This is a genomic window from Sphingobium sp. R-21 (assembly GCF_049913335.1).
GTDB lineage: Bacteria > Pseudomonadota > Alphaproteobacteria > Sphingomonadales > Sphingomonadaceae > Sphingobium.
This window is the reverse complement of the sequence record NZ_CP184375.1, coordinates 658,323-678,670: the sequence shown is the minus strand read 5'-3', so window position 1 is coordinate 678,670 and position 20,348 is coordinate 658,323. Positions and strand designations below refer to the sequence as shown.

Annotated in this window: 20 protein-coding genes and 1 tRNA gene; 14 read left to right on the top strand and 7 right to left on the bottom strand. The window is 65.1% G+C overall.

Going from position 1 to position 20,348, the window contains the following annotated elements; all coding sequences use genetic code 11:
• Positions 1–14 precede the first annotated feature (14 nt).
• The 5 genes from ACN9MX_RS17785 to ACN9MX_RS17765 all read left to right on the top strand — a co-directional run bounded on the left by ACN9MX_RS17785 (position 15) and on the right by ACN9MX_RS17765 (position 4,614).
• The gene (locus tag ACN9MX_RS17785; RefSeq protein ID WP_363737206.1) at positions 15–686 is read left to right on the top strand and encodes a CpaD family pilus assembly protein; all 672 of its coding nucleotides are present in this window, start codon (positions 15–17) and stop codon (positions 684–686) included.
• Between the two features lies 1 nt (position 687).
• Positions 688–1,971: a pilus assembly protein CpaE gene (locus ACN9MX_RS17780; RefSeq protein ID WP_363737207.1), complete on the top strand. Its 1,284-nt coding sequence runs from the start codon at positions 688–690 to the stop codon at positions 1,969–1,971.
• Positions 1,972–2,042: 71 nt separating this feature from the next.
• Positions 2,043–3,041 carry a type II secretion system F family protein gene (locus ACN9MX_RS17775; protein ID WP_363737208.1) on the top strand — a complete coding sequence of 333 codons (999 nt, stop codon included), beginning with the start codon at positions 2,043–2,045 and terminating at the stop codon, positions 3,039–3,041.
• Between the two features lie 13 nt (positions 3,042–3,054).
• Entirely contained in the window at positions 3,055–4,047 is a 993-nt protein-coding gene (locus ACN9MX_RS17770; protein WP_363737209.1) for a type II secretion system F family protein, read from the top strand.
• A gap of 135 nt (positions 4,048–4,182) precedes the next feature.
• Positions 4,183–4,614: a DUF2147 domain-containing protein gene (locus ACN9MX_RS17765; protein ID WP_363830086.1), complete on the top strand. Its 432-nt coding sequence runs from the start codon at positions 4,183–4,185 to the stop codon at positions 4,612–4,614.
• Between the two features lie 112 nt (positions 4,615–4,726).
• Here ACN9MX_RS17765 and def read toward each other — a convergent pair whose 3' ends face one another.
• Together def and recR are read right to left on the bottom strand one after the other, a co-directional pair.
• Entirely contained in the window at positions 4,727–5,257 is a 531-nt protein-coding gene (gene def, locus ACN9MX_RS17760; RefSeq protein WP_363830083.1) for a peptide deformylase, read from the bottom strand.
• Between the two features lie 48 nt (positions 5,258–5,305).
• Positions 5,306–5,902, bottom strand: coding sequence for a recombination mediator RecR (gene recR / locus ACN9MX_RS17755; protein ID WP_133652959.1), 597 nt, complete (start codon positions 5,900–5,902; stop codon positions 5,306–5,308).
• A gap of 124 nt (positions 5,903–6,026) precedes the next feature.
• On the opposite strand from recR, the gene fmt reads away from it, so the two are divergent.
• Positions 6,027–6,935, top strand: a complete 909-nt coding sequence (gene fmt, locus ACN9MX_RS17750) for a methionyl-tRNA formyltransferase (protein ID WP_363737212.1) — start codon at positions 6,027–6,029, stop codon at positions 6,933–6,935.
• 4 nt (positions 6,936–6,939) lie between these two features.
• The gene (truA, locus tag ACN9MX_RS17745; protein ID WP_363830080.1) at positions 6,940–7,686 is read left to right on the top strand and encodes a tRNA pseudouridine(38-40) synthase TruA; all 747 of its coding nucleotides are present in this window, start codon (positions 6,940–6,942) and stop codon (positions 7,684–7,686) included.
• A gap of 31 nt (positions 7,687–7,717) precedes the next feature.
• Here the strand turns inward: truA and ACN9MX_RS17740 are convergent, their stop codons facing one another.
• Positions 7,718–8,437 (bottom strand): queuosine precursor transporter, encoded by a 720-nt coding sequence (locus ACN9MX_RS17740; protein ID WP_363830078.1) that lies wholly within the window; start codon positions 8,435–8,437, stop codon positions 7,718–7,720.
• An 84-nt stretch (positions 8,438–8,521) separates the two neighbouring features.
• Between ACN9MX_RS17740 and ACN9MX_RS17735 the strand changes: the two genes are divergently transcribed.
• Positions 8,522–8,598 (top strand) — tRNA-Arg (locus ACN9MX_RS17735).
• Positions 8,599–8,611: 13 nt separating this feature from the next.
• Here ACN9MX_RS17735 and ACN9MX_RS17730 read toward each other — a convergent pair.
• The 3 genes from ACN9MX_RS17730 to fsa all read right to left on the bottom strand — a co-directional run bounded on the left by ACN9MX_RS17730 (position 8,612) and on the right by fsa (position 12,009).
• A complete protein-coding gene (locus ACN9MX_RS17730) occupies positions 8,612–10,633 on the bottom strand; it encodes an acyltransferase family protein (protein ID WP_363830076.1) in 2,022 nt (673 codons plus the stop codon).
• Positions 10,634–10,825: 192 nt separating this feature from the next.
• Positions 10,826–11,170 carry an antibiotic biosynthesis monooxygenase family protein gene (locus ACN9MX_RS17725; RefSeq protein ID WP_363830073.1) on the bottom strand — a complete coding sequence of 115 codons (345 nt, stop codon included), beginning with the start codon at positions 11,168–11,170 and terminating at the stop codon, positions 10,826–10,828.
• Positions 11,171–11,355: 185 nt separating this feature from the next.
• Complete coding sequence (gene fsa / locus ACN9MX_RS17720; RefSeq protein WP_363737217.1) at positions 11,356–12,009, bottom strand: fructose-6-phosphate aldolase; 654 nt, start codon at positions 12,007–12,009, stop codon at positions 11,356–11,358.
• A 146-nt stretch (positions 12,010–12,155) separates the two neighbouring features.
• Between fsa and ACN9MX_RS17715 the strand changes: the two genes are divergently transcribed.
• Genes ACN9MX_RS17715 through ACN9MX_RS17705 form a run of 3 tightly spaced genes read left to right on the top strand, consistent with a single transcriptional unit; the run spans position 12,156 to position 15,204 of the window.
• Positions 12,156–12,821: a DUF2490 domain-containing protein gene (locus ACN9MX_RS17715; protein WP_363830070.1), complete on the top strand. Its 666-nt coding sequence runs from the start codon at positions 12,156–12,158 to the stop codon at positions 12,819–12,821.
• 47 nt (positions 12,822–12,868) lie between these two features.
• The gene (locus ACN9MX_RS17710) at positions 12,869–15,040 is read left to right on the top strand and encodes a primosomal protein N' (RefSeq protein WP_363830067.1); all 2,172 of its coding nucleotides are present in this window, start codon (positions 12,869–12,871) and stop codon (positions 15,038–15,040) included.
• 14 nt (positions 15,041–15,054) lie between these two features.
• A complete protein-coding gene (locus ACN9MX_RS17705; protein ID WP_363756038.1) occupies positions 15,055–15,204 on the top strand; it encodes a DUF1289 domain-containing protein in 150 nt (49 codons plus the stop codon).
• A gap of 34 nt (positions 15,205–15,238) precedes the next feature.
• Here ACN9MX_RS17705 and ada read toward each other — a convergent pair whose 3' ends face one another.
• Positions 15,239–16,297: a bifunctional DNA-binding transcriptional regulator/O6-methylguanine-DNA methyltransferase Ada gene (ada, locus tag ACN9MX_RS17700; RefSeq protein WP_363830064.1), complete on the bottom strand. Its 1,059-nt coding sequence runs from the start codon at positions 16,295–16,297 to the stop codon at positions 15,239–15,241.
• A gap of 118 nt (positions 16,298–16,415) precedes the next feature.
• Here ada and ACN9MX_RS17695 point away from each other — a divergent pair, with 118 nt between their 5' ends.
• From ACN9MX_RS17695 to atpA, 3 genes are all read left to right on the top strand, one after another.
• Positions 16,416–17,966, top strand: coding sequence for a S1C family serine protease (locus tag ACN9MX_RS17695; RefSeq protein ID WP_363830061.1), 1,551 nt, complete (start codon positions 16,416–16,418; stop codon positions 17,964–17,966).
• 217 nt (positions 17,967–18,183) lie between these two features.
• A complete protein-coding gene (locus ACN9MX_RS17690; RefSeq protein ID WP_133653031.1) occupies positions 18,184–18,738 on the top strand; it encodes a F0F1 ATP synthase subunit delta in 555 nt (184 codons plus the stop codon).
• Positions 18,739–18,740: 2 nt separating this feature from the next.
• Positions 18,741–20,270 (top strand): F0F1 ATP synthase subunit alpha, encoded by a 1,530-nt coding sequence (gene atpA / locus ACN9MX_RS17685; protein WP_363737223.1) that lies wholly within the window; start codon positions 18,741–18,743, stop codon positions 20,268–20,270.
• Positions 20,271–20,348 lie beyond the last annotated feature (78 nt).

The window sequence follows — 20,348 nt, the reverse complement described above, 5'->3', positions numbered from 1 at the left end:
GAAGGACGAAAGACATGACTTTCCAGTCTCGCAAGACCCCCGTCCTCACCGGCATCGTCCGCTTGGGTGCGCTCGCCCTGATGGCGCTGCCGCTCGCCGCCTGCCAGACCGACCAGGCCGCCAATCGCGGCGTGCAGTCGGTCCACCAGCCGGTCGTCGGCCATACCGCCTTCACCTATGACGTGCAGGCAGGGCCCGATGGTGGCCTTTCGGCATCGGAAGCGCGCCGGCTGGACGACTGGTTCGTTTCCATCGGCCTTGGCTATGGCGACCAGGTCGCCGTCGCGACGGAGGCGGGCTACTACAGCCCCGCCCTGCGCGAAGGTATAGCCGATGTGGTCGCGCGCCATGGCATGTTGGTGGGGGAAGACAGCACGGCCGTCGCCGGCACCGCGCCGCAGGGCGCCATACGCCTGATCGTGCGCCGCGCCACCGCCAGCGTGCCGGGATGCCCCGACTGGTCGGACAAGCCGGAAGCAGACCAGCAATTGGGCGCGTCGAAAAATTTCGGCTGCGGCGTGAACGGCAATCTGGCCGCAATGATCGCCAATCCGGAGGATCTGGTGCGTGGCCAGACCACCGACAGCGATCTGCGCACCGCAACGTCCAACCGGGCGATATCAACCTATCGCGACAAGCCGCCGACGGGAACGGGCGACCTGAAGACCTTAACGGGAGGCAAGTGATATGAACGCACCCTGGAAACCCGGCGCATCCGGCCAGCGTGACCCTTTCCATGCCTTTGTCTGCGATGATCACAGCTTCGACCTGCTGCGCGTCGTCGCGGCCGAGATGGGCTGGGCGCCGGAAAAGGTGAACAAGGGCGGCATGCGCAACGCCGTGCAGTCCCTGTCGATCACCGCCTCGCCGCAGATCCTGTTCATCGACATGTCGGAAAGCGGCGATCCGCTCAATGACATCAACAATCTGGCCGAAGTGTGCGAGCCCGGCACGGTCGTCATTGCCGCCGGCCAGGTCAATGACGTGCGCCTCTATCGCGACCTGCTGGCCAGCGGCATTCAGGACTATCTGCTGAAACCCTTCGGCGCGGACCAGTTGCGCGACGCACTGGCCCAGGCGCAGGCCGTTTTCTTCGCTCCCCGCGACGCCGGGCCGGAACGGCCGCACATGACCACGGCGGTCATCGGAACACGCGGCGGCGTGGGCGCTTCCAGCGTTGCAACCTCGCTCGCCTGGCTGCTCAGCGAGAAGAAGAAGCGGCCGACCGCCCTTCTCGACCTGGACGTTCATTTCGGCACCAACGCGCTGGCGATGGATCTGGAACCGGGACGCGGGCTGACCGACGCCATCGAAAATCCCAGCCGCATCGACGGGCTGTTCATCGAACGGGCCATGGTGCGCGCCAGCGACACGCTGGCGATCCTGTCGGCCGAGGCGCCGATCAGCCAGCCCATGCTGACCGATGGCGGCGCCTTCTACCAGTTGCTGGAGGAGTTCCGGGTCGCTTTCGAATGCAGCGTCATCGACCTGCCGCGCGGCATGCTGATCCAGCACCCCCATCTGATGAGCGACGTGAACGTCACGGTCGTGGTTACGGAATTGACGCTGGCGGCGGCGCGGGATTCGATCCGCATCCTGTCCTGGCTCAAGACCAATGCACCGCAGTCGCGCGTGCTCGTGGTCGCCAACCGCGTTCATCCAGGCGCGCCGGAAATCAGCCGCAAGGATTTCGAGCAGTCGATTGAACGCAAGGTGGACGTGCTGATCCCCTTCGACCTCAAGATTGCCGCGCAGGCGGCGAAGCTGGGCAAGACGCTGGCGGAAACGGCCAAGGGCAGCAAGGTGGGCGGCGCCTGCCAGGCCCTGCTGGAGGCGGTGCTGGGCGCGGCAGAGGATGCGGATGCCGAAGGTGGCGCAACCTCTTCGAAGAAGGGTGATTCCCTGCTGGGCAAGATCAGCGATCTCAAGAGCATGATCCCCTCGCGGCGCAAGGACAAGGCTTCGGCCTGAACAGGACGGACCATGCCGCCAGCGGGTGGCATGGCCGCTTTGATGGAACCAGACTGGAAACGGGCAGGCGCATGAACGGCAATATCATCCTGATGACGGTGCTGCTCGCAGCCATGCTGGGCCTGATCGTCATGGCCTTTGGCGGGCCTTCGCCGGAAAAGGCGCAGAAGCGCCGCATGCAGCTGATCCGCGGCCGGCACAGCGATTCGACGGACGCCATCATGGAAGCGCGCATGCGCAAGGCGATATCCAACCGCCCCGCCGGCAATGAAGCGTCGATGCTGGTGTCGCTGGTGCCCAATCCGGAAAATCTGGCCAAGCGCATCCGCATGACCGGCAAGAAATGGACGGTCAGCCAGTATATGACCGCCTGTGCCGTCATCTTCCTGCTGCTGACCGCCATATTGATGCTGCGCGGATTTCCGCCGCTTTTCGCGGTGATGCTCGGCCTCGCAGCGGGCCTTGGCCTGCCGCATATGTGGATCGGTCGGCTCATCAAGGGTCGCGTGCTGAAGTTCAACGCCAAGTTTCCCGACGCGCTGGAACTGCTGACTCGTGGCCTGCGCTCCGGTCTTCCCATTTCCGAGACGCTGACTGTCGTGTCGACCGAGGTTCCAGGACCGGTGGGCGAGGAATTCAAGCTGATCACCGAACGCATCAAGATCGGCAAGAGCATGGATCAGGCGCTGCAGGAAACCGCAGACCGGCTGGGCACGCCCGAATTCCAGTTCTTCGTCATCAGCCTGGCGATTCAGCGCGAAACCGGCGGCAATCTGGCGGAAACGCTGTCCAACCTTGCCACCGTGCTCCGCCAGCGCGCGCAGATGAAGCTCAAGATCCGGGCGATGTCCTCGGAATCCAAGGCTTCGGCCTATATCATCGGCGTCCTGCCGTTCCTGGTGTTCGGCCTGATCTGCTACATCAACTATAATTACATGTCGCCCTTCTTCACGCCCGACCCGGCGGGGCTGTTCGGCCTCTCGCTCATGCAGGTCGTCGGTATTGGCGGGATGTGCTGGATGGCCATCGGAGCCTTCATCATGGCCCAGATGATCAACTTCGAGATTTGAGGAAGCCGCCAAGATGGAAAGCACGCCCGTTCCTGCCGGCACCCTGTTCGGACTGACCGCCACCGATTTCGGCACGCTGCTCGCCGCTCTGGCGACGCTGGCGACTCTGTTCGCGCTCTACGCGGTGATGACGGTGCGCGATCCGATGGCAAAGCGCGTCAAGACGCTCAACGACCGGCGCGAGCAGTTGAAGGCGGGCATCACCGCCTCCACCGCGCGCCGCCGCGCCAAGCTGGTGAAGAAGAATCAGGCGACCGACCAGATGCGGTCGCTCCTTTCCAACCTGAAGGTCCTGCAGGACGATCAGCTCAAGGAAGCGCAGACCAAGCTGGCCCAGGCCGGCATCCGGTCAAAGGACTGGGCGGTCGCGGTCATTTTCGGCCGCATGATCCTGCCGATCGTGATCGGCGGGATGGCGGCGCTGCTGCTCTATGCCGTGGGCATCTTCCCCGAATGGGGCGGCGCCAAGCGCTTCATGGCCTTTGCGGGCGCCCTGCTGCTGTCCTACAAGGCGCCGGACATCTTCATCGACAACAAGGTCCAGAAACGCTCCGCCGCGATCCGCAAGGGGCTGCCCGACGCGCTCGACCTGCTGGTGATCTGCGCCGAGGCGGGGCTGACGGTCGATGCCGCTTTCAGCCGCGTCGCACGCGAACTGGGCAAGGCCTATCCGGAACTGGGCGATGAATTCCACCTGACCGCGATCGAACTCAGCTTCCTGACCGAGCGCCGCATGGCGTTCGAGAACTTGGCAAACCGCGTCAAGCTGGACGCGGTCAAGGGCGTGGTCACCACCATGATCCAGACGGAAAAATACGGAACGCCCCTCGCCTCTGCTCTGCGCGTGCTGTCCGCCGAATTCCGCCACGAACGCATGATGCGCGCAGAGGAAAAGGCCGCGCGCCTGCCCGCCATCATGACCGTGCCGCTGATTCTCTTCATCCTACCGACCCTGTTCGTCGTCATTCTGGGCCCTGCCGCCTGCTCTATCAGCAAGGCCTTCTGAAAATCGGGGGACGACAAAGGGGCGCTGCCGTAGCGTCCCTTCCAAAACCCCAGGAAAGCCGTTGATTTTCGGCTTGGCGAACCGGCGGAACCTGCCTTATCGCTCTTTGCAAAGACGCAAAATCCGGAGAGGTCAATGGTCGCCATCACCCGCATCGCCGCCCGCGCCGCACTGTTCGCGCTGCCCTTGTTCGCCGCCCTGCCCGCTGAAGCTGCGCAGCCCATCATCGGCCACTGGGCCACTGTCGACGGCAAGGCCATCGTCCAGATCGCCCCATGCGGAAAGACGCTGTGCGGGCGTATCGAGAAGATCGTGAAGCCCACGCCGGGCCGGCCCCAGACCGACATCAAGAACCCCGATCCTGCACTACGCAGCAAACCCCTTGCCGGACTGGCGCTGCTCACGGGCTTTGCCGATGCAGGCGAGCTGTGGAAAGGATCGATCTACGATCCGGAGAGCGGCAAGACCTACAACAGCAAGGTCAGCCGCAACGGCAACGGCACGTTGAAGGTGCAGGGTTGCATCATGATCTTCTGCAAGACCCAGACATGGACGCCCGTCCGCTGATCTGATGACCCGTTCGGACGGCGAATGCGGACATTTCCCGACAGATATGCGCCACGCCAACGGCAACGCCCCGGCCACGACCGGGGCGCCTGTTTAAGCTCTGTCGCAAGGATCAGGCCGCCTTGCGGGCCTTGGTCAGCTTCTTCATCAGCATGTCCCGCTTCAACCGGGACAGATGGTCGATGAACAACACGCCCTGCAGATGATCCATCTCGTGCTGGAGGCAGGTGGCGAGCAATCCCTCCAGCCGTTCCTCGTGGATGCGTCCATCCCGGTCCATCCAGCTTGCCCGGATGCTGGCCGGCCGTTCCACTTCCGCGAACTGGTCGGGGACGGACAGGCAGCCTTCATTATAGACCGACAGATCCTCCGACCCCTCCAGGATTTCCGGATTGATGAACACCATCGGTTTCCTGACCGGCGGCGCCCCTTCCTCATCGGATTCGGGTTCCTGCAGGTCGATCACCAGCACCCGCTTGGGCACACCCACCTGGATCGCCGCCAGACCGATGCCCGGCGCGTCGTACATGGTCTCCAACATGTCATCGATCAGACGCCGCAAATCGTCATCGATCGCCTCCACCGGAGACGAGATGGTACGCAGGCGCGGATCGGGCGCCTCCAGGATGGGAAGAATGGCCATGGCACTAAAATAAACGGCCGGCCGGAAAATTTCAAGCGATCGCCATATTCACCCGATGGGACGACGGGCCCTCAGCGCCTGGGCCAATGTCCCCTCGTCCAGATAGTCCAGTTCCCCGCCCACCGGCACGCCATGCGCCAGTTGCGTGAGGCGCACGGGAAAGCGCTCCAGCCGTTCGGCCAGATAATGGGCGGTGGTCTGCCCCTCCAGCGTCGCATTCATCGCCAGCACCACCTCGTCTATGCCGCCCGCCTCCACCCGCGCTACCAGCGCGTCGATGGACAGGTCCTCCGGCCGCACGCCCTCCAGCGCAGACAGCCGTCCGCCCAGCACATGGAAGCGTCCCGGAAACAGCCGGGACTTGTCGAGCGCCCAGAGGTCCGCCACATCCTCCACGACGCAAAGCGCCCGCGCATCCCGGCGCGGATCGGCGCAGATACCGCAGGGATCGACCGTGTCGACATTGCCACACAGGCTGCACGTCACCAGCCGATCGTTCACCGCGTCCAGCGCGCGCAGCAGCGGCTCCAGCGCGGATTCCCGCTTCTTCAGCAGGTGCAGCACGGCACGTCGCGCCGAACGCGGGCCAAGGCCGGGCAGGCGGGAGAGCGCATGCGTCAACGCTTCGATTTCGGGAGAGGCCATGGGACCGGAATAAGGGCTTGCAAGTCGTGGACACAAGGGGTTTGAGAGGCGTCTTCGTAAATACGCCTCCGGCGCGTTTCAGATGCGGCACCTCAACGTGCCGAAACCGAGCAAAAGGCCCGCCATGCGCATCGTTTATATGGGAACCCCCGATTTCGCCGTGCCGGCTCTGGCCGCCCTGGCAAAGGCCGGGCATGAGATCGTTGCGGCCTACAGCCAACCGCCCCGACCCGCGGGACGCGGCAAGGCGCTGCGCCCCTCGCCCGTCCACGCGATGGCGCAGGAAATGGGCATAGAAGTGCGCACGCCCGTTTCGCTGAAGGATGCAGAAGTGCAGGCCGCCTTCGCCGCACTGGACGCCGATGTGGCGGTGGTCGCCGCCTATGGGTTGATCCTGCCGCGCCCGGTCCTGGATGCTCCGCGCTTCGGCTGCATGAACATCCACGCATCTCTCCTGCCCCGCTGGCGCGGCGCGGCGCCGATCCAGCGCGCCATCCTCGCTGGCGACAATGTCACCGGGGTCACCATCATGGACATGGAGGCAGGGCTGGACACCGGCCCGATGCGCGCCAAGCATGTCACACCGATAGAGGACAAGACCGCCGGCGCGCTGACGCAGGAACTGGCCGATGCAGGCGCGGAGCTGATGGTCGAGGTGCTGGACGACATCGCCCTCCATCCGCCCGTCGCCCAGCCGGAGGAAGGCGTCACCTACGCTACCAAGATCGACAAGGCGGAATCGCGGATCGATTTCAGCCGCGACGCGCGTCAGGTCGAACGGCAGGTGCGCGCCTTCAACCCGGCGCCCGGCGCCTTCTTCGAATATCGCGGAGAGCGCTTCCGTATCCTCGCCGCCCATGTCGAGGAGGATGAAGGCCCGGCGGGCGAATTGCTCGACAACAGCCTGCTCATCGGCTGCGGCCATGGCAGTATCCGCCCGGCAGCGATCCAGCGCGCGGGCAAGGGCGCCATGTCGGCGGGTGAATTGCTGCGCGGCTTTGACATGCCCGCCGGCAGCCGGGTCGACGCCTGACCCCATGGCCCGTTTCGCCTTCACTGTCGAATTTGACGGCCGCCCCTTCATGGGCTGGCAGCGGCAGGCCCATGGGCCGAGCGTACAGCAGGCGATTGAGGATGCGATCTTCGCCGTCACGGGCGAACGGGTCGCCGTCCATGCGGCGGGCCGCACCGACGCGGGCGTCCATGGCCTTGCCATGCGCGCCCATGCCGACATTGCGAAGGACATGACGCCCTTCCGCCTGATGGAGGCGCTGAACGCGCTGCTCCGCCCGGCGCCGGTCGCGATCCTGGCCTGCAAGACCGTGCTGGATGATTGGCATGCGCGCTTTTCCTGCAACGGCCGATCCTATGTCTATCGCATCGCCAACCGCCGCGCACCGCTGACCTGGGAAGATGGGCTGGTCTGGCGCGTGATCCAGCCACTGGATGCGGAGGCGATGCAGCAGGCCGCGCAACTGCTGGTCGGGCGGCACGACTTCACCACTTTCCGCTCGGTCCATTGCCAGGCGGAAAGCCCGGTAAAGACGCTGGACCGACTGGACGTGGAGCGTTCGGGCGACCGGCTGGCCATTCATGCGGAGGCGCGATCCTTCCTCCACCATCAGGTGCGGTCGATGGTGGGATGCCTTGCCATGGTGGGCATGGGGCGCTGGTCGGCGGCGGACATGGAGGCGGCACGGGACGCGAAGGACCGGGCGGCCCTGGGGCTCAATGCACCGCCGGACGGGCTGTATTTCGTAAGCGCGCGTTATCCGGACGATTGAGACGCGCCGGCTCAGGCGGCAGCGGGATGCGTCACAGGCTGGTCCGGAACGGCGTGAAATTCGTGCCCTCGTCGAACACGTCCAGCCCCTCGGCGCGCTTGAGGCGGTCGACCACGACATAGGTGACGGGCGTCAGCACGGCTTCCCATGTGACCTTCATCAACCAGTTCGTGACCATCACGGTCGCCACCTGTGCGTTGGTCCAGTTGCCGTAGAAGGCGAGCGGATAGAAGAGCAGGCTGTCGACCCCCTGCCCCACGATGGTCGATCCGATCGTCCGCATCCAGAGATGCCTGCCCTGCGTCAGCAGCTTCATCTTGGCGAGAACGAAGCTGTTGGCGAACTCCCCCGCCCAGAAGGCGGTGACGGAGGCGAAGACGATGCGCCATGTGCTGCCAAAGACGGCCTCATAGGCCTTCTGGTCCGGCCATCCCTCCGCCGGGGGCAACTGCACCACCACCCAGCTCATCAGCGCCATGAACAGCATCACGCCAAAGCCAGCCCAGACGCAGCGCCGCGCCCGCGCATAGCCATAGACTTCCGTCAATACGTCGCCCAGCACATAGCCGAGCGGAAAGAAGAGGATACCGGCGCCAAAGGTGAAGCCGCCTACGGTCGACAGCTTCGCCGCGCCAATCAGGTTGGACAGCAGCAGGATCGCGACGAAACCAGCCATGCAGAAATCGAAATAGCGCAAGGGCCGCGCACCCAGCGCATAGGCATCGATTTTCCTTACCCCCTTGTCGGTCATGCGCTCCTGCATATCGGGCGCGCGCGCAAATGCAATCGCCCATGATTGCAAGCGGGGCGAAGGGCGGCTATCGAACGCGCCAACGGCCCCGTAGCTCAGCTGGATAGAGCATTCGCCTTCTAAGCGAATGGTCACAGGTTCGAATCCTGTCGGGGTCGCCAATTCCCCTTTGCTTCACCGCTTTTCGCGGCGATCGGCCCCATCCCGGATCGGCCGCATCGCTTCATGGATCATGCCTGTCAGCAACAGGCTGCCTTGCCGCGACAGATGGTCATCGTCGGAATAAAGCGGCACGCCATGCATCATGGTCGCGCAATGGCCGCTGCGGCAGAGAAGACGGTGCGGATAGACGATGCTGACCGCGAAGCGCCGCCGCATCGCGTCGAAGGCGCCGAAAACGCTGCGCTGACGCCGCAGATAATCCGCCAGGGGCAGGTCCAGCCCCGCCGGTTCGCTGTAGAGTTGGGCCCGCGCCAGGCTTTCCGGTACATTGCGGCGGAATTCCGGAACCGGGGCGACCAATATGACCCGCTTGCCCATGCCGGTCAGCGCCCGCACGCTCTCCTCCAGCCCCGCCCGGAATAGTTGGGCATCCCGGCTGAGGCTCCTGTCGTCATTCTCGTCCCGGCCAAGATAGCAGGGCATCCCGCCTTCCGGGCGACGTCCATCTGCGCACAGGCCCCAGCGGGACACAAGGAATATGGTGTGGATGGTCGGGCTGTCGCGCAGCATTGCCAGAACCTGCGCATTGAACGCGCTGCAATCATGGCTAGCGGGCTGGTCCAGCCGGTCCAGCCCCAGCAGGGTGGGGCAGGCGGGGTAGGATGCGATCCGTCCGGACAGGCCCAGCGCATCGCCCGCCTGATCGAATGCAGGTTTCAGCGCATGGGCGTGAGAATCGCCCCACAGCAGGAAGCTGGGCGCCGTGCCGTTATGCGCGCCCACCGCACAGAGCGTCCGGTGCCGGACCGCCGCCATGCCCGAACAGCGCTCGGGCAGGTAGGCCATGCTCCCGCTCGCCGCGTCGAGCGCAGCGACGGACGGCGCCACCCGCGCGGGCAGACCGCCCGAAAGATAGAGCAGCGCTCCCGCTCCGCACCCCGCCGCCATCATCGCGCCAGCCAGCGCAAAGGCGCGGCCGTTCGTGAAGCGGCGCGCCCGGCGGAACGGCTCCTCGATGAAACGCCAGGACAGAAAGGCAAAGAGGAAAGAAAGCAGGATGACGAGCAACTGCTCCCGCAAGCGCCAGTCCCCGTCGGTGCGATAGGTCCAGAAGACGACGATCGGCCAGTGCCACAGATAGAGCGAATAGGATATGCGGCCGATGGCCACGGGCGCCGCGCCGCCCAGCACCTGGCTGATCGCCGATCCGCTCTGCCCCGCATGCAGGATCAGCAATGCGCCGAGCACGGGATAAAGCGCGTTCAGCCCCGGAAAGACCGTTGCGCTGGAAAAGCCGAACAACGCCCAGCCGATCGACGCCACGCCGGCCAGCGCGCAAAGTTGCGCCGCCCATCTCCTCCGCAGCGGCGGCAACAGGCCCATCGCCAGCAACGCCCCCGCCAGCAATTCCCAGGCGCGGGGAAAGGGAAGGTAGAAGGCCAGCACGGGCGCACGATCGACCAAAAGCAGCGCCGTCGCGAAGGACAGGAGCGCCATCATCGCCAGCAACAGCCGGCTGCGCCCTCCCGCCCGAAAGGCGCAGAGCATCAGGAGCGGGAAGAGGATATAGAATTGCTCCTCCACCGCCAGCGACCATGTGTGCAGCAGCGGCGCCTCCTCCGCCGCGCTGCCGAAATAGCCGCTGTGCCGGGCAAAATGCAGGTTGCTGGCGAAAAGCACCGTCGCTGCGGCGCTCAGGCCAAGAGCGCGATAATCAAGCGGCAGCAGGATCTGGCTGCCGACCAGGATGGTGACCGCGATGGTCGCGAACAGCGCGGGAAATATGCGGCGGATGCGCCGCGCATAGAAATCGGTCAGGCTGAACCGGCCTTCCGTCATTTCCCGGCTGATGATCATGGCGATCAGATAGCCGGAGATGACAAAGAAGATGTCGACTCCGACGAAACCCCCGGTAAAGGGCCAAAGTCGGACATGATAGAACAGCACCGGCAGCACCGCCAAAGCGCGCAGCCCGTCGATATCGCGACGATAGGCCAGGGATGGCCTGGCGTCCGTCGCGGACGAAACCGGCAAGACCGGACAGGAAGCACTGGCAGCGATGCTTTCCCTCCTCTTTTCCAGGGATTTGGCAGGCGCTCATGGTGATAGAGCCTGTATCGCCCGGCGCATCGGCGCATCGGGACAGTCCACAAGATCATAGGTGTTAGCAGGCTGGCTGGAAGGCGCAGGGAGGAGCGCGCAAGGGGTGGGTCCTTGACCGATCGGTCAGTCGCTGCTGCCGCGCCCTCCCATCGAACGCAACAGCAAGTCGTCGGTCACCGTCATGGTGAAGATGGGATCGGCGTCGGGCGGCACTTCGGCTATGGCATCGACGAAGGCGGCGCGGGTGTCGGGATCGTCATAGACCATCTTTTGATCGAAGGCCGTGCGCCAGGTCGCCTCGTCCGGCCATTCGGCATAGCCGACGAACCGTCCGTCCGCATCGCGATGCAGGCGCGAACCATAGCTGCCATATTTCTCGCGGATCAGGTCGGTTCCCCGGCGCCATGCCTTGCGGAACTGATCCTCCTTGCCGGGGTGGACGCGCCACCAATAGACCGCGACGAACATCGCCTCTCTCCTTCAGGGGAGAGAATGAACTGCGCGGCGGGGAGTTGCGACGAAAAAGAGCAAAGCGCCGTGTCCCTGCAAACCGCTGGAAGGAGACCAGTGGCGCGCCGGCACGGTCCAGACGGCAGGGACGGGCTCCCGCCTTCGCAGGAACCCGCCATTCCCTGACCCCTATCCTAGGAACATCAGAGAACCGACTGGCCGGTCTTCTCCCAATCCGCCAGGAAACCGGCAATGCCCTTCTCGGTCAGCACATGGTTGAACAGCGCCTTGATAACGGACGGAGGCGCGGTCATCACGTCGGCGCCGATCTTCGCGCTTTCCAGCACATGGATCGGGTGGCGCACGCTGGCCACCAGGATTTCCGTGTCGAACGCGTAATTGTCGTAGATCAGGCGGATATCCTCGATCAGCTTCATGCCGTCAAAGCCATTGTCGTCATGGCGCCCTACGAAGGGCGAGATGAAGCTTGCGCCCGCCTTGGCCGCCAGCAGCGCCTGATTCGCCGAGAAGCAGAGGGTGACGTTCACCATCACGCCCTCGCTGGTCAGCGCCTTGCAGGTCTTGAGACCATCGATGGTCAGCGGCACCTTGATGCAGACATTGTCGGCGATCTTCCGCAGGACGGCGGCTTCCTTCATCATCGTCTCATGGTCGAGCGCGACGACCTCTGCCGACACCGGGCCTTCGACGATGCCGCAGATTTCCTCCACCACTTCCAGGAACTTGCGGCCCGACTTGTGGATCAGCGAGGGGTTGGTGGTGACGCCGTCGAGCAGGCCGGTAGCGGCCAGTTCGCGGATTTCATTGGTGTCGGCGGTGTCGACGAAGAACTTCATGGGTCTGCTCCGGCAGAGGGGAAAGGGTCGAATCGCGTCTCCTTTAGCGGCTCCCTGACAGATTAGCCATTATTGCCGATGACTGGCCCTTTACCGGGCGCCCCGCGCACCATTATGACGGCGGCACCTTTCCAAAGGACCGATCCATGCTCCGCCGCCTGCGTCCCCGCCACATATTGGACGCGCTGATCTCTGCCGGCCTTCTGGCCGCCTCGCCCGCCCTTGCCGCCAGCCAGGAAAATCAGTTCTGGACGAGCGAATCGCTGGTCGTCCAGGCAAGCGACGCGGACATCGTGTCGCTCGACTTCAGCCAACGTTTCCGCGAGGCCTCCTCCGGTGGCGAGCAGCAGACTGCGCGCATCACGATCGACCACCGCATTGCAAAGGCGGTGCAGATCGGCGGCGGCATCGCCTTCTTCCGGTCCGACCCGGAGCAGGAAATGCGGCTGTTCCAGCAGGTGACCCTTAGCCGGGGCATTTGGCTGTCCCGCACCCGCATCGAGCAGCGCTTTTTCGATACGGCGGACAGGGCGAGCTGGCGGTTGCGGCAACGGGTGCAGGCTTCGGTCCCGCTGGATGCGGCGAAGCGGTGGACGCTGATCGCAGCAACCGAGTTGATGTTCCACCTGAACCGCGCCCGTCCCAATGACAAGCTGGGCCTTGCCGTCATGCGCAACCAGATTGGCCTGCGCCATCCGATCACCAGGGCGCTCGACGCGCAACTGCTCTACATGCGGCAGCAGAGCTTTCGCGACGGCCGCCCAGATGCGGTGGCGCATATCCCCTGGCTGACATTGAGCTGGAAGATCTGACGCTTCTTGGCCTTGCCTCCCCTGCCCGGCAGTTTAGGGAGGAGGCAATGAGTTCGCGCGCCCGTGTCATCCTGCTGAACGCCGCCCTGGGGCCCCTCGACTATCGCGTGCCGCACGGGATGGCCGTGAGGCCGGGCAGCGTCGTCGTGGCGCCGCTGGGGCCGCGCCAGATCGTCGGCGTCGTGTGGGAAGAGGACAGCTTCCCCGAGATAGAGACGGTGGGCGACAATCGCCTGCGCAATATCATGGCGGTCGTCGACGCGCCGCCCGTGCCCGAAACCGTGCGCCGCCTGATCGAATGGACGGCGGGTTATTATCTCGCCCCCATCGCCGCCGTCCTGCGCATGACGCTGGCCTCGATGGCGGCGCTGGAGGGCGCGCGCACCGTCATCGAATATCGCGCCACGGGCGACCTTCCGGACCGCATGACCGAACAGCGCGCCCAGGCGATGGAGCGCATCGGCGAGCGGCAGGGGCTGATCCGCGAACTGGCGATGATCGGCGGAGTCAGCGACGCGGTGATTCGCGGATTGGTAAAGGCCGGTGCCTTCGAAGCGGTGGAGGTTAGCGTCGACACGCCCTTCCCCGTGCCCGATCCCGATCACGCCCCGCCGCTGCTGTCGGACAAGCAGGGCGCCGCCGCCGACCAGTTCATCGCGGCCGTCAGGGACAGGGCCTTTGCTCCCTTCCTGCTCGACGGCGTGACCGGTTCAGGCAAGACGGAGGTCTATTTCGAGGCCATGGCCGCGACGATGAGGGAGGGTCGGCAGGTGCTGGTGCTGCTGCCCGAAATCGCGCTGACCGAACCCTTTCTGGAGCGGTTCGAAAAACGCTTCGGCACCGTACCGGTGAACTGGCACAGCGGCCTGCGCCAGAGCGAGCGGCGACGCGCCTGGCGAGCCATTGCGGCGGGCAAGGCGCCGGTCGTGGTCGGCGCCCGCTCGGCGCTGTTCCTGCCCTACCCCAATCTGGGCCTGATCGTCGTCGATGAAGCGCATGAGGCGAGCTTCAAACAGGAGGATGGCGTTCATTATCACGCGCGCGACGTGGCGGTGATGCGCGGCCTCATCGAGAAATTCCCGGTCATCCTCGCTTCCGCGACGCCCGCCATAGAAACGCGACATCAGGTGGAACTCGGCCGCTATCGCGAGATCAAACTGCCATCCCGTTTCGGCGGCGCGGCCATGCCGGAGATAGAGGGCATCAACCTGCTCACCGATCCGCCGGAGCGTGGCCGCTGGATCGCTCCGCCACTGGTCCGCGCCATTGACGAGACCATGGAGAAGGGCGAGCAGAGCCTGCTTTTCCTCAACCGCCGGGGCTATGCGCCGCTGACGCTCTGCCGCCATTGCGGCTATCGCTTCCAGTGCCCCAATTGCACCGCCTGGATGGTCGAGCACCGGCTGACCCACCGGCTGGCCTGCCATCATTGCGGCCATGTCATCCCCGCCCCGCGCTTCTGCCCGGAATGCAAGGAGGAGGATTCGCTCGTCGCCTGCGGGCCGGGGGTCGAGCGCATCGCGGACGAGGTGAAGGCGCTGTGGCCCAACGCCCGCACCGCCATCGTCACCTCCGACACGCTCTGGTCGCCCGCCAAGGTGGCCGAATTCGTGAAATCAGTGGAGGCAGGCGCCGTCGACATCATCATCGGCACGCAGCTCGTCACCAAGGGCTATCATTTCCCGAACCTGACGCTCGTGGGAGTGATCGACGCCGATCTGGGGCTGGAGGGTGGCGACCTGCGCGCGTCGGAGCGCACCTTCCAGCAGATCGTGCAGGTGGCGGGACGGGCCGGGCGCGGGCAGAAGCCAGGCCGCGTCTTCATCCAGACCCGCATGCCGGAGGCGGAGGTGATCAAGGCCCTGATCGCCGGCGATTCGGAGCGTTTCTACGAGGTGGAGACAAAGAATCGCCGCCACGCCAATGCCCCGCCCTTCGGCCGCTTCGCCGCGATCATCGTCTCCAGCGAGGAGGCGGACGAAGCCGCCGAGATCGCCCGGTTGATCGGCAAGTCAGCACCCCTGATCGACGGGATGCGCGTCTATGGCCCCGCCCCGGCTCCCTTGTCGGTGCTGCGTGGGCGCCATCGCCACCGCCTGCTGATCCACGCCACGCGGCAGGTCGACGTGCAAGGCGCCATTCGCGAATGGCTGGGCAATCTGACCTGGAAATCCGGGACACGCGTCGCGGTGGACGTCGACCCCTACAGCTTCATGTGATGGCCTGAGACCCCATGGAAAGTCCCTGCGTCAACATCTGCAAGCTGGACAAGGCCCGGCGCGTCTGCACCGGCTGCGGCCGGACAACGGACGAAATCCAGCGCTGGGCGGGCATGAGCAAAGCCCAGCGCCGCGCGATCATGGAGCGGTTGAAGGACCGCTGAAGCCCGATGATCCTGCGCCGGAGCGCGCCGATACTCAGCCCTTCTCCCTCTCCAGCAATCTCTTCTTGCGCTCCACCCCATAGGCGTAGCCGCCCAGGCTCCCATCGCTTCGCAACACCCGATGGCAGGGAATCAGCACCGCAAGAACATTGTCGCCGCAGGCCGTCCCGGCGGCCCGCACTGCGCCTGGCCGGCCGATGGCCGCCGCGATTTCGCCATAGGTGCGCGTCTCCCCCGGCGGAATCGCCCGCAACGCCGCCCATACCGCCTGCTGAAACGCCGTGCCGCTCACGTCGATCGGCAATTCCAGCGACTCGGCAGGTGCGTCGATCAGCCGGACAAGCTGGGCTGCCAGCGCCGAAAACGCCTCATCGGCGGGCAGGATTTCCGCCTTGGGAAAGCGGCGGCGCAAGTCCGCCTCATCTTCATCGAAACTGATCCGGCACAATCCCCGCTCCGTGCCGGCGACCAGCACTCTCCCCAGGCTGGTCTGCACCACCGCATGGCGAATCGCCACGCCCCGGCCGCCATGCTTCCAGGCGCTGGGCGTCATGCCCAGGTGCCGCTCCGCATCGGCATAGGCGCGGCTGGGGGCGTTATAGCCCGCTTCATAGATGGCGCCGGTGACGCTGCCGCCATCCTCCAGCGCGCTTTTCAACCGCTCAGTGCGCAGCGAGCGGGCGTAGGCGGCCGGCGTCATGCCCGTTTCCCGCCTGAACAGCCGGTGGAAATGATGCGGCGAATAGCCCGCATGCGCCGCCACCGCCTCCAGCGAAGGCGGGGTTTCGGCCGCGGCGATGAAGGCGACGGCCGCCTCCACCGCCAGCCGGTCGCGTCCCACTTCATCGGGGCGGCAACGCAGGCAGGCGCGGAAACCCGCCGCCCGCGCTGCCTCCGGGTCGGCCAGGAAGATCATGTTCTCCCGCCGCGGATGCCGCGCGGCACAACTGGGCTTGCAATAGATGCCGGTGGTCAGCACCGCTCCCACGAACCGCCCGTCAAAGCTGCGATCGCGGCGTAAAAACGCGTCCCAGCAGGCGTCGGCGTCAGGCACGGCATGGATCTGGGCTTCGATCTGTCTCATCTCGGTCATGGATAAGAGATAGCTTGCCCGAACGCATCAGGCTTCCTGCCGCTTGCGGTCAAAAAGCGGTTTCTGCGCTTTTTGCGCATTGCCTCTATCCCGCCATCGCATATGAATGCCGCCAGTCATGGTCGCATCATTCCGTCGCCTCGCCCCCTTCCTGGCCGCCCTGCTGGCTCTTGCCGGACCGACCGGCGTGCATGCCGAACAGCAGGACATTGCCGCCGCTGCCCGCGGCGTGGTCCGCGTCGTGCTGGTGGCGACCAACGGTTCCGACGCCTATTTCGTGGGCCACGGCAGCGGCTTTGCCGTCGCGCCGGACAAGATCATCACCAACGCCCATGTCGTCGAACTGACGCGCGAGGAAAAGGATCTCGTCATCGGCGTCATCCCTTCGGAGGGAACCAAGACCTATGGCGGCAAGATCATCGCCTTCTCGCCCGGCAACGACCTTGCGCTGATCCAGCTGGAGGAAGGCCATCTGCCGGTCAGCACCTTCTATGCCGGAGCGGTGAGCGACGGGCAGCATGTGACCGCCATCGGCTATCCGGGCACGGTCGACCGGGCGCAGGGGCTGGGCCTCAAGCAGTTGGTGGAACCGCTCGGCACGGTGAAGACCAGCGGCAATGTTTCCTCCGGCCGGGCCAGCCAGAATTTCGACACGGTGCTGCACACCGCGCCCCTGGCCGCCGGCAACAGCGGCGGACCGCTGATCGATGATTGCGGCCGGGTGCTGGGCGTCAACAGCTTCGGGTCTGTCTCCGACGGCAATGATGCGGAATTCGGATTCGCCGTGTCGTGGCGCGAAATCGCCTCCTTCCTGCGGCAGGCGGGCGTATCGTCGCTGCACACGATCGTTCCCTGCCGTTCGATGGCGGAGGCGGACGCCGCCGAATCCTCCCTGACCCAGCGGGAGCAAGCCAGGAGCGAGCAATCCGAGCGCGCCCGCGCGGACGCCCGCGAAGCGGCGCTGAACAAGGCGCGCGACACAGCCGAACGCGACGTCATCTCCGCGCGGGAGAACGCCATGGCGGGCGCCGCCGTGCTGCTGGCGCTGGCGGTGCTCGGGCTGGGCGCGGGCGGCCTGCTCTACAGCCAGGGACGGGAAAAGCGCGCGACCTGGTGGCTGGCCGGCGGCGGCATCCTGCTGTTCGCGGCAATCGGGCTGTTTTTCCTGAAGCCCAGCTTCTCCAGCATAGAGGAGCGCATCAAACTTCCGGAGGATTCGGGCGTCAACGGCAACGGCGCCTATGCCTGGGCGGGCGACAATATCTGCCGGGTGGACATGAACCGCAGCCGGCTTACCATATCCCAGCCCAATGACATCGGGTTCCACTGGGCCGAGGGCGGGTGCGTCGACGGAAACACCCAATATGTTTCCTCCGGCACAGGATGGCAGCGCGCATCCGTGCCCGATGATCATAATTTCGTGACCGTCAGCCGCTTCGATCCTGCGACGGGCACGCTCCGGGTCCAGCGCTGGCTGCCAGACATCGATACCATGGCGAAGGCCCGTGCACTAGGCGGCGGCGCGATCAAGGGGTGCGCGGGCGATCCTGCCCTGCTGGGAAAAATCGCAAGTCTGCAGAATGATCTTGCCGCCCTGCTTCCGGCCCAGCCCAACGAACGGATCGTCTACCATTGCCAAAAGGGTCGGCTCACCCCGGGCGAAGGGTGACGCCCGCCGCAGCCGGTCAACGATTCGGCCCATATTGAAACCCTGTCAAATCGCGATGATTTCATACTGACGGTCGAATCGCGTTCCATGGCTTGCATAGTCACAATCCCACTGCTAACCGGCCCCCCAACAGGGGATCGGGACGGACAGACCGGGCCCCCTTTTTGCATGACCGGCAATTCAAATTGCCTGGAATCAAGTGGAGGACGGTAAGCGCGTGGAGACGACCGGCGGTATTCAGGCCAGCCTCAGCGGCCGCTATGCGGTGGCGCTGTTCGATCTGGCCCGCGACGGCAAGACGCTCGACACCGTCGCGGCGAGCTTGGCTGCGCTCAAGGCGGCCCTGGCCGAATCGGCCGATTTCAAGGGTCTGGTGAACAACCCCGTCCTCAGCCGTGACGCAGCAGGCAAGACGATCGCCGCGGTCGCATCCTCCATGGGTCTCGACGCGCTGACCACGAATTTCCTGGGCGTGCTGGCCCAGAACCGCCGCCTTTCCCAGCTGCCCGCGATCATCCGCGCCTATGAAACGCTGCTGTCGAATCACAAGGGCGAGGTTCGCGCCGAAGTGACGAGCGCCCATCCGCTTGACGCCGGACAGGTCAGCGCCCTGCAGCAGGGCCTTCGCGCCCGCGTCGGCCGCGACGTCGCGCTCGATGCCAAGGTCGATCCCGCGATCCTGGGGGGGCTGGTCGTCAAGATCGGCAGCCAGATGATCGATTCCTCCATCCGCACCCGTTTGAATAGTCTCGCTTTGGCGATGAAAGGCTGAACATGGATATCAACGCCGCAGAAATTTCGAAGGTCATCAAGGACCAGATCGCCAATTTCGGCACCGAAGCGCAGGTGAGCGAAGTCGGTTCCGTGCTGACCGTGGGTGACGGCATCGCCCGCGTCCATGGCCTCGACAACGTCCAGGCGGGCGAAATGGTCGAGTTCGCCAATGGCGTGCAGGGCATGGCGCTCAACCTCGAAGCCGACAATGTCGGCGTCGTGATCTTCGGCTCGGACGCCGAGATCAAGGAAGGCGACACCGTCAAGCGCACCGGCACCATCGTGGACGTTCCCGTGGGCAAGGGCCTGCTCGGCCGCGTGGTCGACGGCCTCGGCAACCCGATCGATGGCAAGGGCCCGATCCAGTATACCGAACGCAAGCGCGTTGAAGTCAAGGCGCCCGGCATCATCCCCCGCAAATCGGTGCACGAACCCGTGCAGACCGGCCTGAAGGCGATCGACGCCCTCGTCCCCGTCGGCCGTGGCCAGCGCGAGCTGATCATCGGCGACCGCCAGACCGGCAAGACCGCCGTCGCGATCGATACCTTCATCAACCAGAAGGGCATCAACGCGGGCGACGATGAGAGCAAGAAGCTCTATTGCATCTACGTCGCGGTCGGCCAGAAGCGCTCGACCGTCGCGCAGATCGTGAAGCAGCTCGAAGAAAATGGCGCGATGGAATATTCCATCGTCGTCGCCGCGACCGCTTCGGAACCCGCTCCGCTCCAGTATCTGGCGCCCTATACCGGCGTCACCATGGGCGAATTTTTCCGCGACAACGGCATGCATGCCGTGATCGTCTATGACGACCTTTCCAAGCAGGCCGTCGCCTATCGCCAGATGTCGCTGCTGCTGCGCCGTCCTCCGGGCCGCGAAGCCTATCCCGGCGACGTCTTCTATCTCCACAGCCGCCTGCTGGAGCGCGCTGCGAAGATGAACGACGCCAATGGCAATGGCTCACTGACCGCGCTGCCGATCATCGAGACCCAGGCGGGCGACGTGTCGGCCTATATCCCGACCAACGTGATCTCGATCACCGACGGCCAGATCTTCCTCGAAACCAACCTCTTCTACCAGGGCATCCGTCCGGCCATCAACGTCGGCCTGTCGGTGTCGCGCGTCGGTTCCGCCGCGCAGACCAAGGCGATGAAGAAGGTGTCGGGCTCGATCAAGCTGGAGCTGGCCCAGTATCGCGAAATGGCGGCCTTCGCCCAGTTCGGTTCGGACCTCGACGCTTCGACCCAGAAGCTGCTGAACCGCGGTGCTCGCCTGACCGAGCTGCTCAAGCAGGCCCAGTTCTCGCCCCTGCCCTTCGAAGAGCAGACCGCGTCGATCTTCGCTGGCACCAACGGCTATCTCGACAGCGTGCCCGTCAAGGACGTGACCCGTTATGAAGAGCTGATGCTCGCCTATCTGCGTCACGACCATGCCGACGTGCTGGCCGCGATCCGCGACAGCAAGGACTTGGGTGACGAGCCCAAGGCCAAGCTGAAGGCCGCGCTCGACAGCTTCGGCAAGACCTTCGCCTAATATTTAGCCGTCACCCCAGCGAAAGCTGGGGTCTCAGGCCGGATAGGTCCGACCTGGGGGCGTGAGATGCCAGTCTGC

Excerpts from the sequence above, each read along its gene's own strand:
- ACN9MX_RS17785 (WP_363737206.1), top strand. The coding sequence starts at position 15 with ATGACTTTCCAGTCTCGCAAGACCCCCGTCCTCACCGGCATCGTCCGC.
- ACN9MX_RS17780 (WP_363737207.1), top strand. The coding sequence starts at position 688 with ATGAACGCACCCTGGAAACCCGGCGCATCCGGCCAGCGTGACCCTTTC.
- ACN9MX_RS17775 (WP_363737208.1), top strand. The coding sequence starts at position 2,043 with ATGAACGGCAATATCATCCTGATGACGGTGCTGCTCGCAGCCATGCTG.
- ACN9MX_RS17770 (WP_363737209.1), top strand. The coding sequence starts at position 3,055 with ATGGAAAGCACGCCCGTTCCTGCCGGCACCCTGTTCGGACTGACCGCC.
- ACN9MX_RS17765 (WP_363830086.1), top strand. The coding sequence starts at position 4,183 with ATGGTCGCCATCACCCGCATCGCCGCCCGCGCCGCACTGTTCGCGCTG.
- def (WP_363830083.1), bottom strand. The coding sequence starts at position 5,257 with ATGGCCATTCTTCCCATCCTGGAGGCGCCCGATCCGCGCCTGCGTACC.
- recR (WP_133652959.1), bottom strand. The coding sequence starts at position 5,902 with ATGGCCTCTCCCGAAATCGAAGCGTTGACGCATGCGCTCTCCCGCCTG.
- fmt (WP_363737212.1), top strand. The coding sequence starts at position 6,027 with ATGCGCATCGTTTATATGGGAACCCCCGATTTCGCCGTGCCGGCTCTG.
- truA (WP_363830080.1), top strand. The coding sequence starts at position 6,940 with ATGGCCCGTTTCGCCTTCACTGTCGAATTTGACGGCCGCCCCTTCATG.
- ACN9MX_RS17740 (WP_363830078.1), bottom strand. The coding sequence starts at position 8,437 with ATGACCGACAAGGGGGTAAGGAAAATCGATGCCTATGCGCTGGGTGCG.
- ACN9MX_RS17725 (WP_363830073.1), bottom strand. The coding sequence starts at position 11,170 with ATGTTCGTCGCGGTCTATTGGTGGCGCGTCCACCCCGGCAAGGAGGAT.
- fsa (WP_363737217.1), bottom strand. The coding sequence starts at position 12,009 with ATGAAGTTCTTCGTCGACACCGCCGACACCAATGAAATCCGCGAACTG.
- ACN9MX_RS17715 (WP_363830070.1), top strand. The coding sequence starts at position 12,156 with ATGCTCCGCCGCCTGCGTCCCCGCCACATATTGGACGCGCTGATCTCT.
- ACN9MX_RS17710 (WP_363830067.1), top strand. The coding sequence starts at position 12,869 with ATGAGTTCGCGCGCCCGTGTCATCCTGCTGAACGCCGCCCTGGGGCCC.
- ACN9MX_RS17705 (WP_363756038.1), top strand. The coding sequence starts at position 15,055 with ATGGAAAGTCCCTGCGTCAACATCTGCAAGCTGGACAAGGCCCGGCGC.
- ada (WP_363830064.1), bottom strand. The coding sequence starts at position 16,297 with ATGACCGAGATGAGACAGATCGAAGCCCAGATCCATGCCGTGCCTGAC.
- ACN9MX_RS17695 (WP_363830061.1), top strand. The coding sequence starts at position 16,416 with ATGGTCGCATCATTCCGTCGCCTCGCCCCCTTCCTGGCCGCCCTGCTG.
- atpA (WP_363737223.1), top strand. The coding sequence starts at position 18,741 with ATGGATATCAACGCCGCAGAAATTTCGAAGGTCATCAAGGACCAGATC.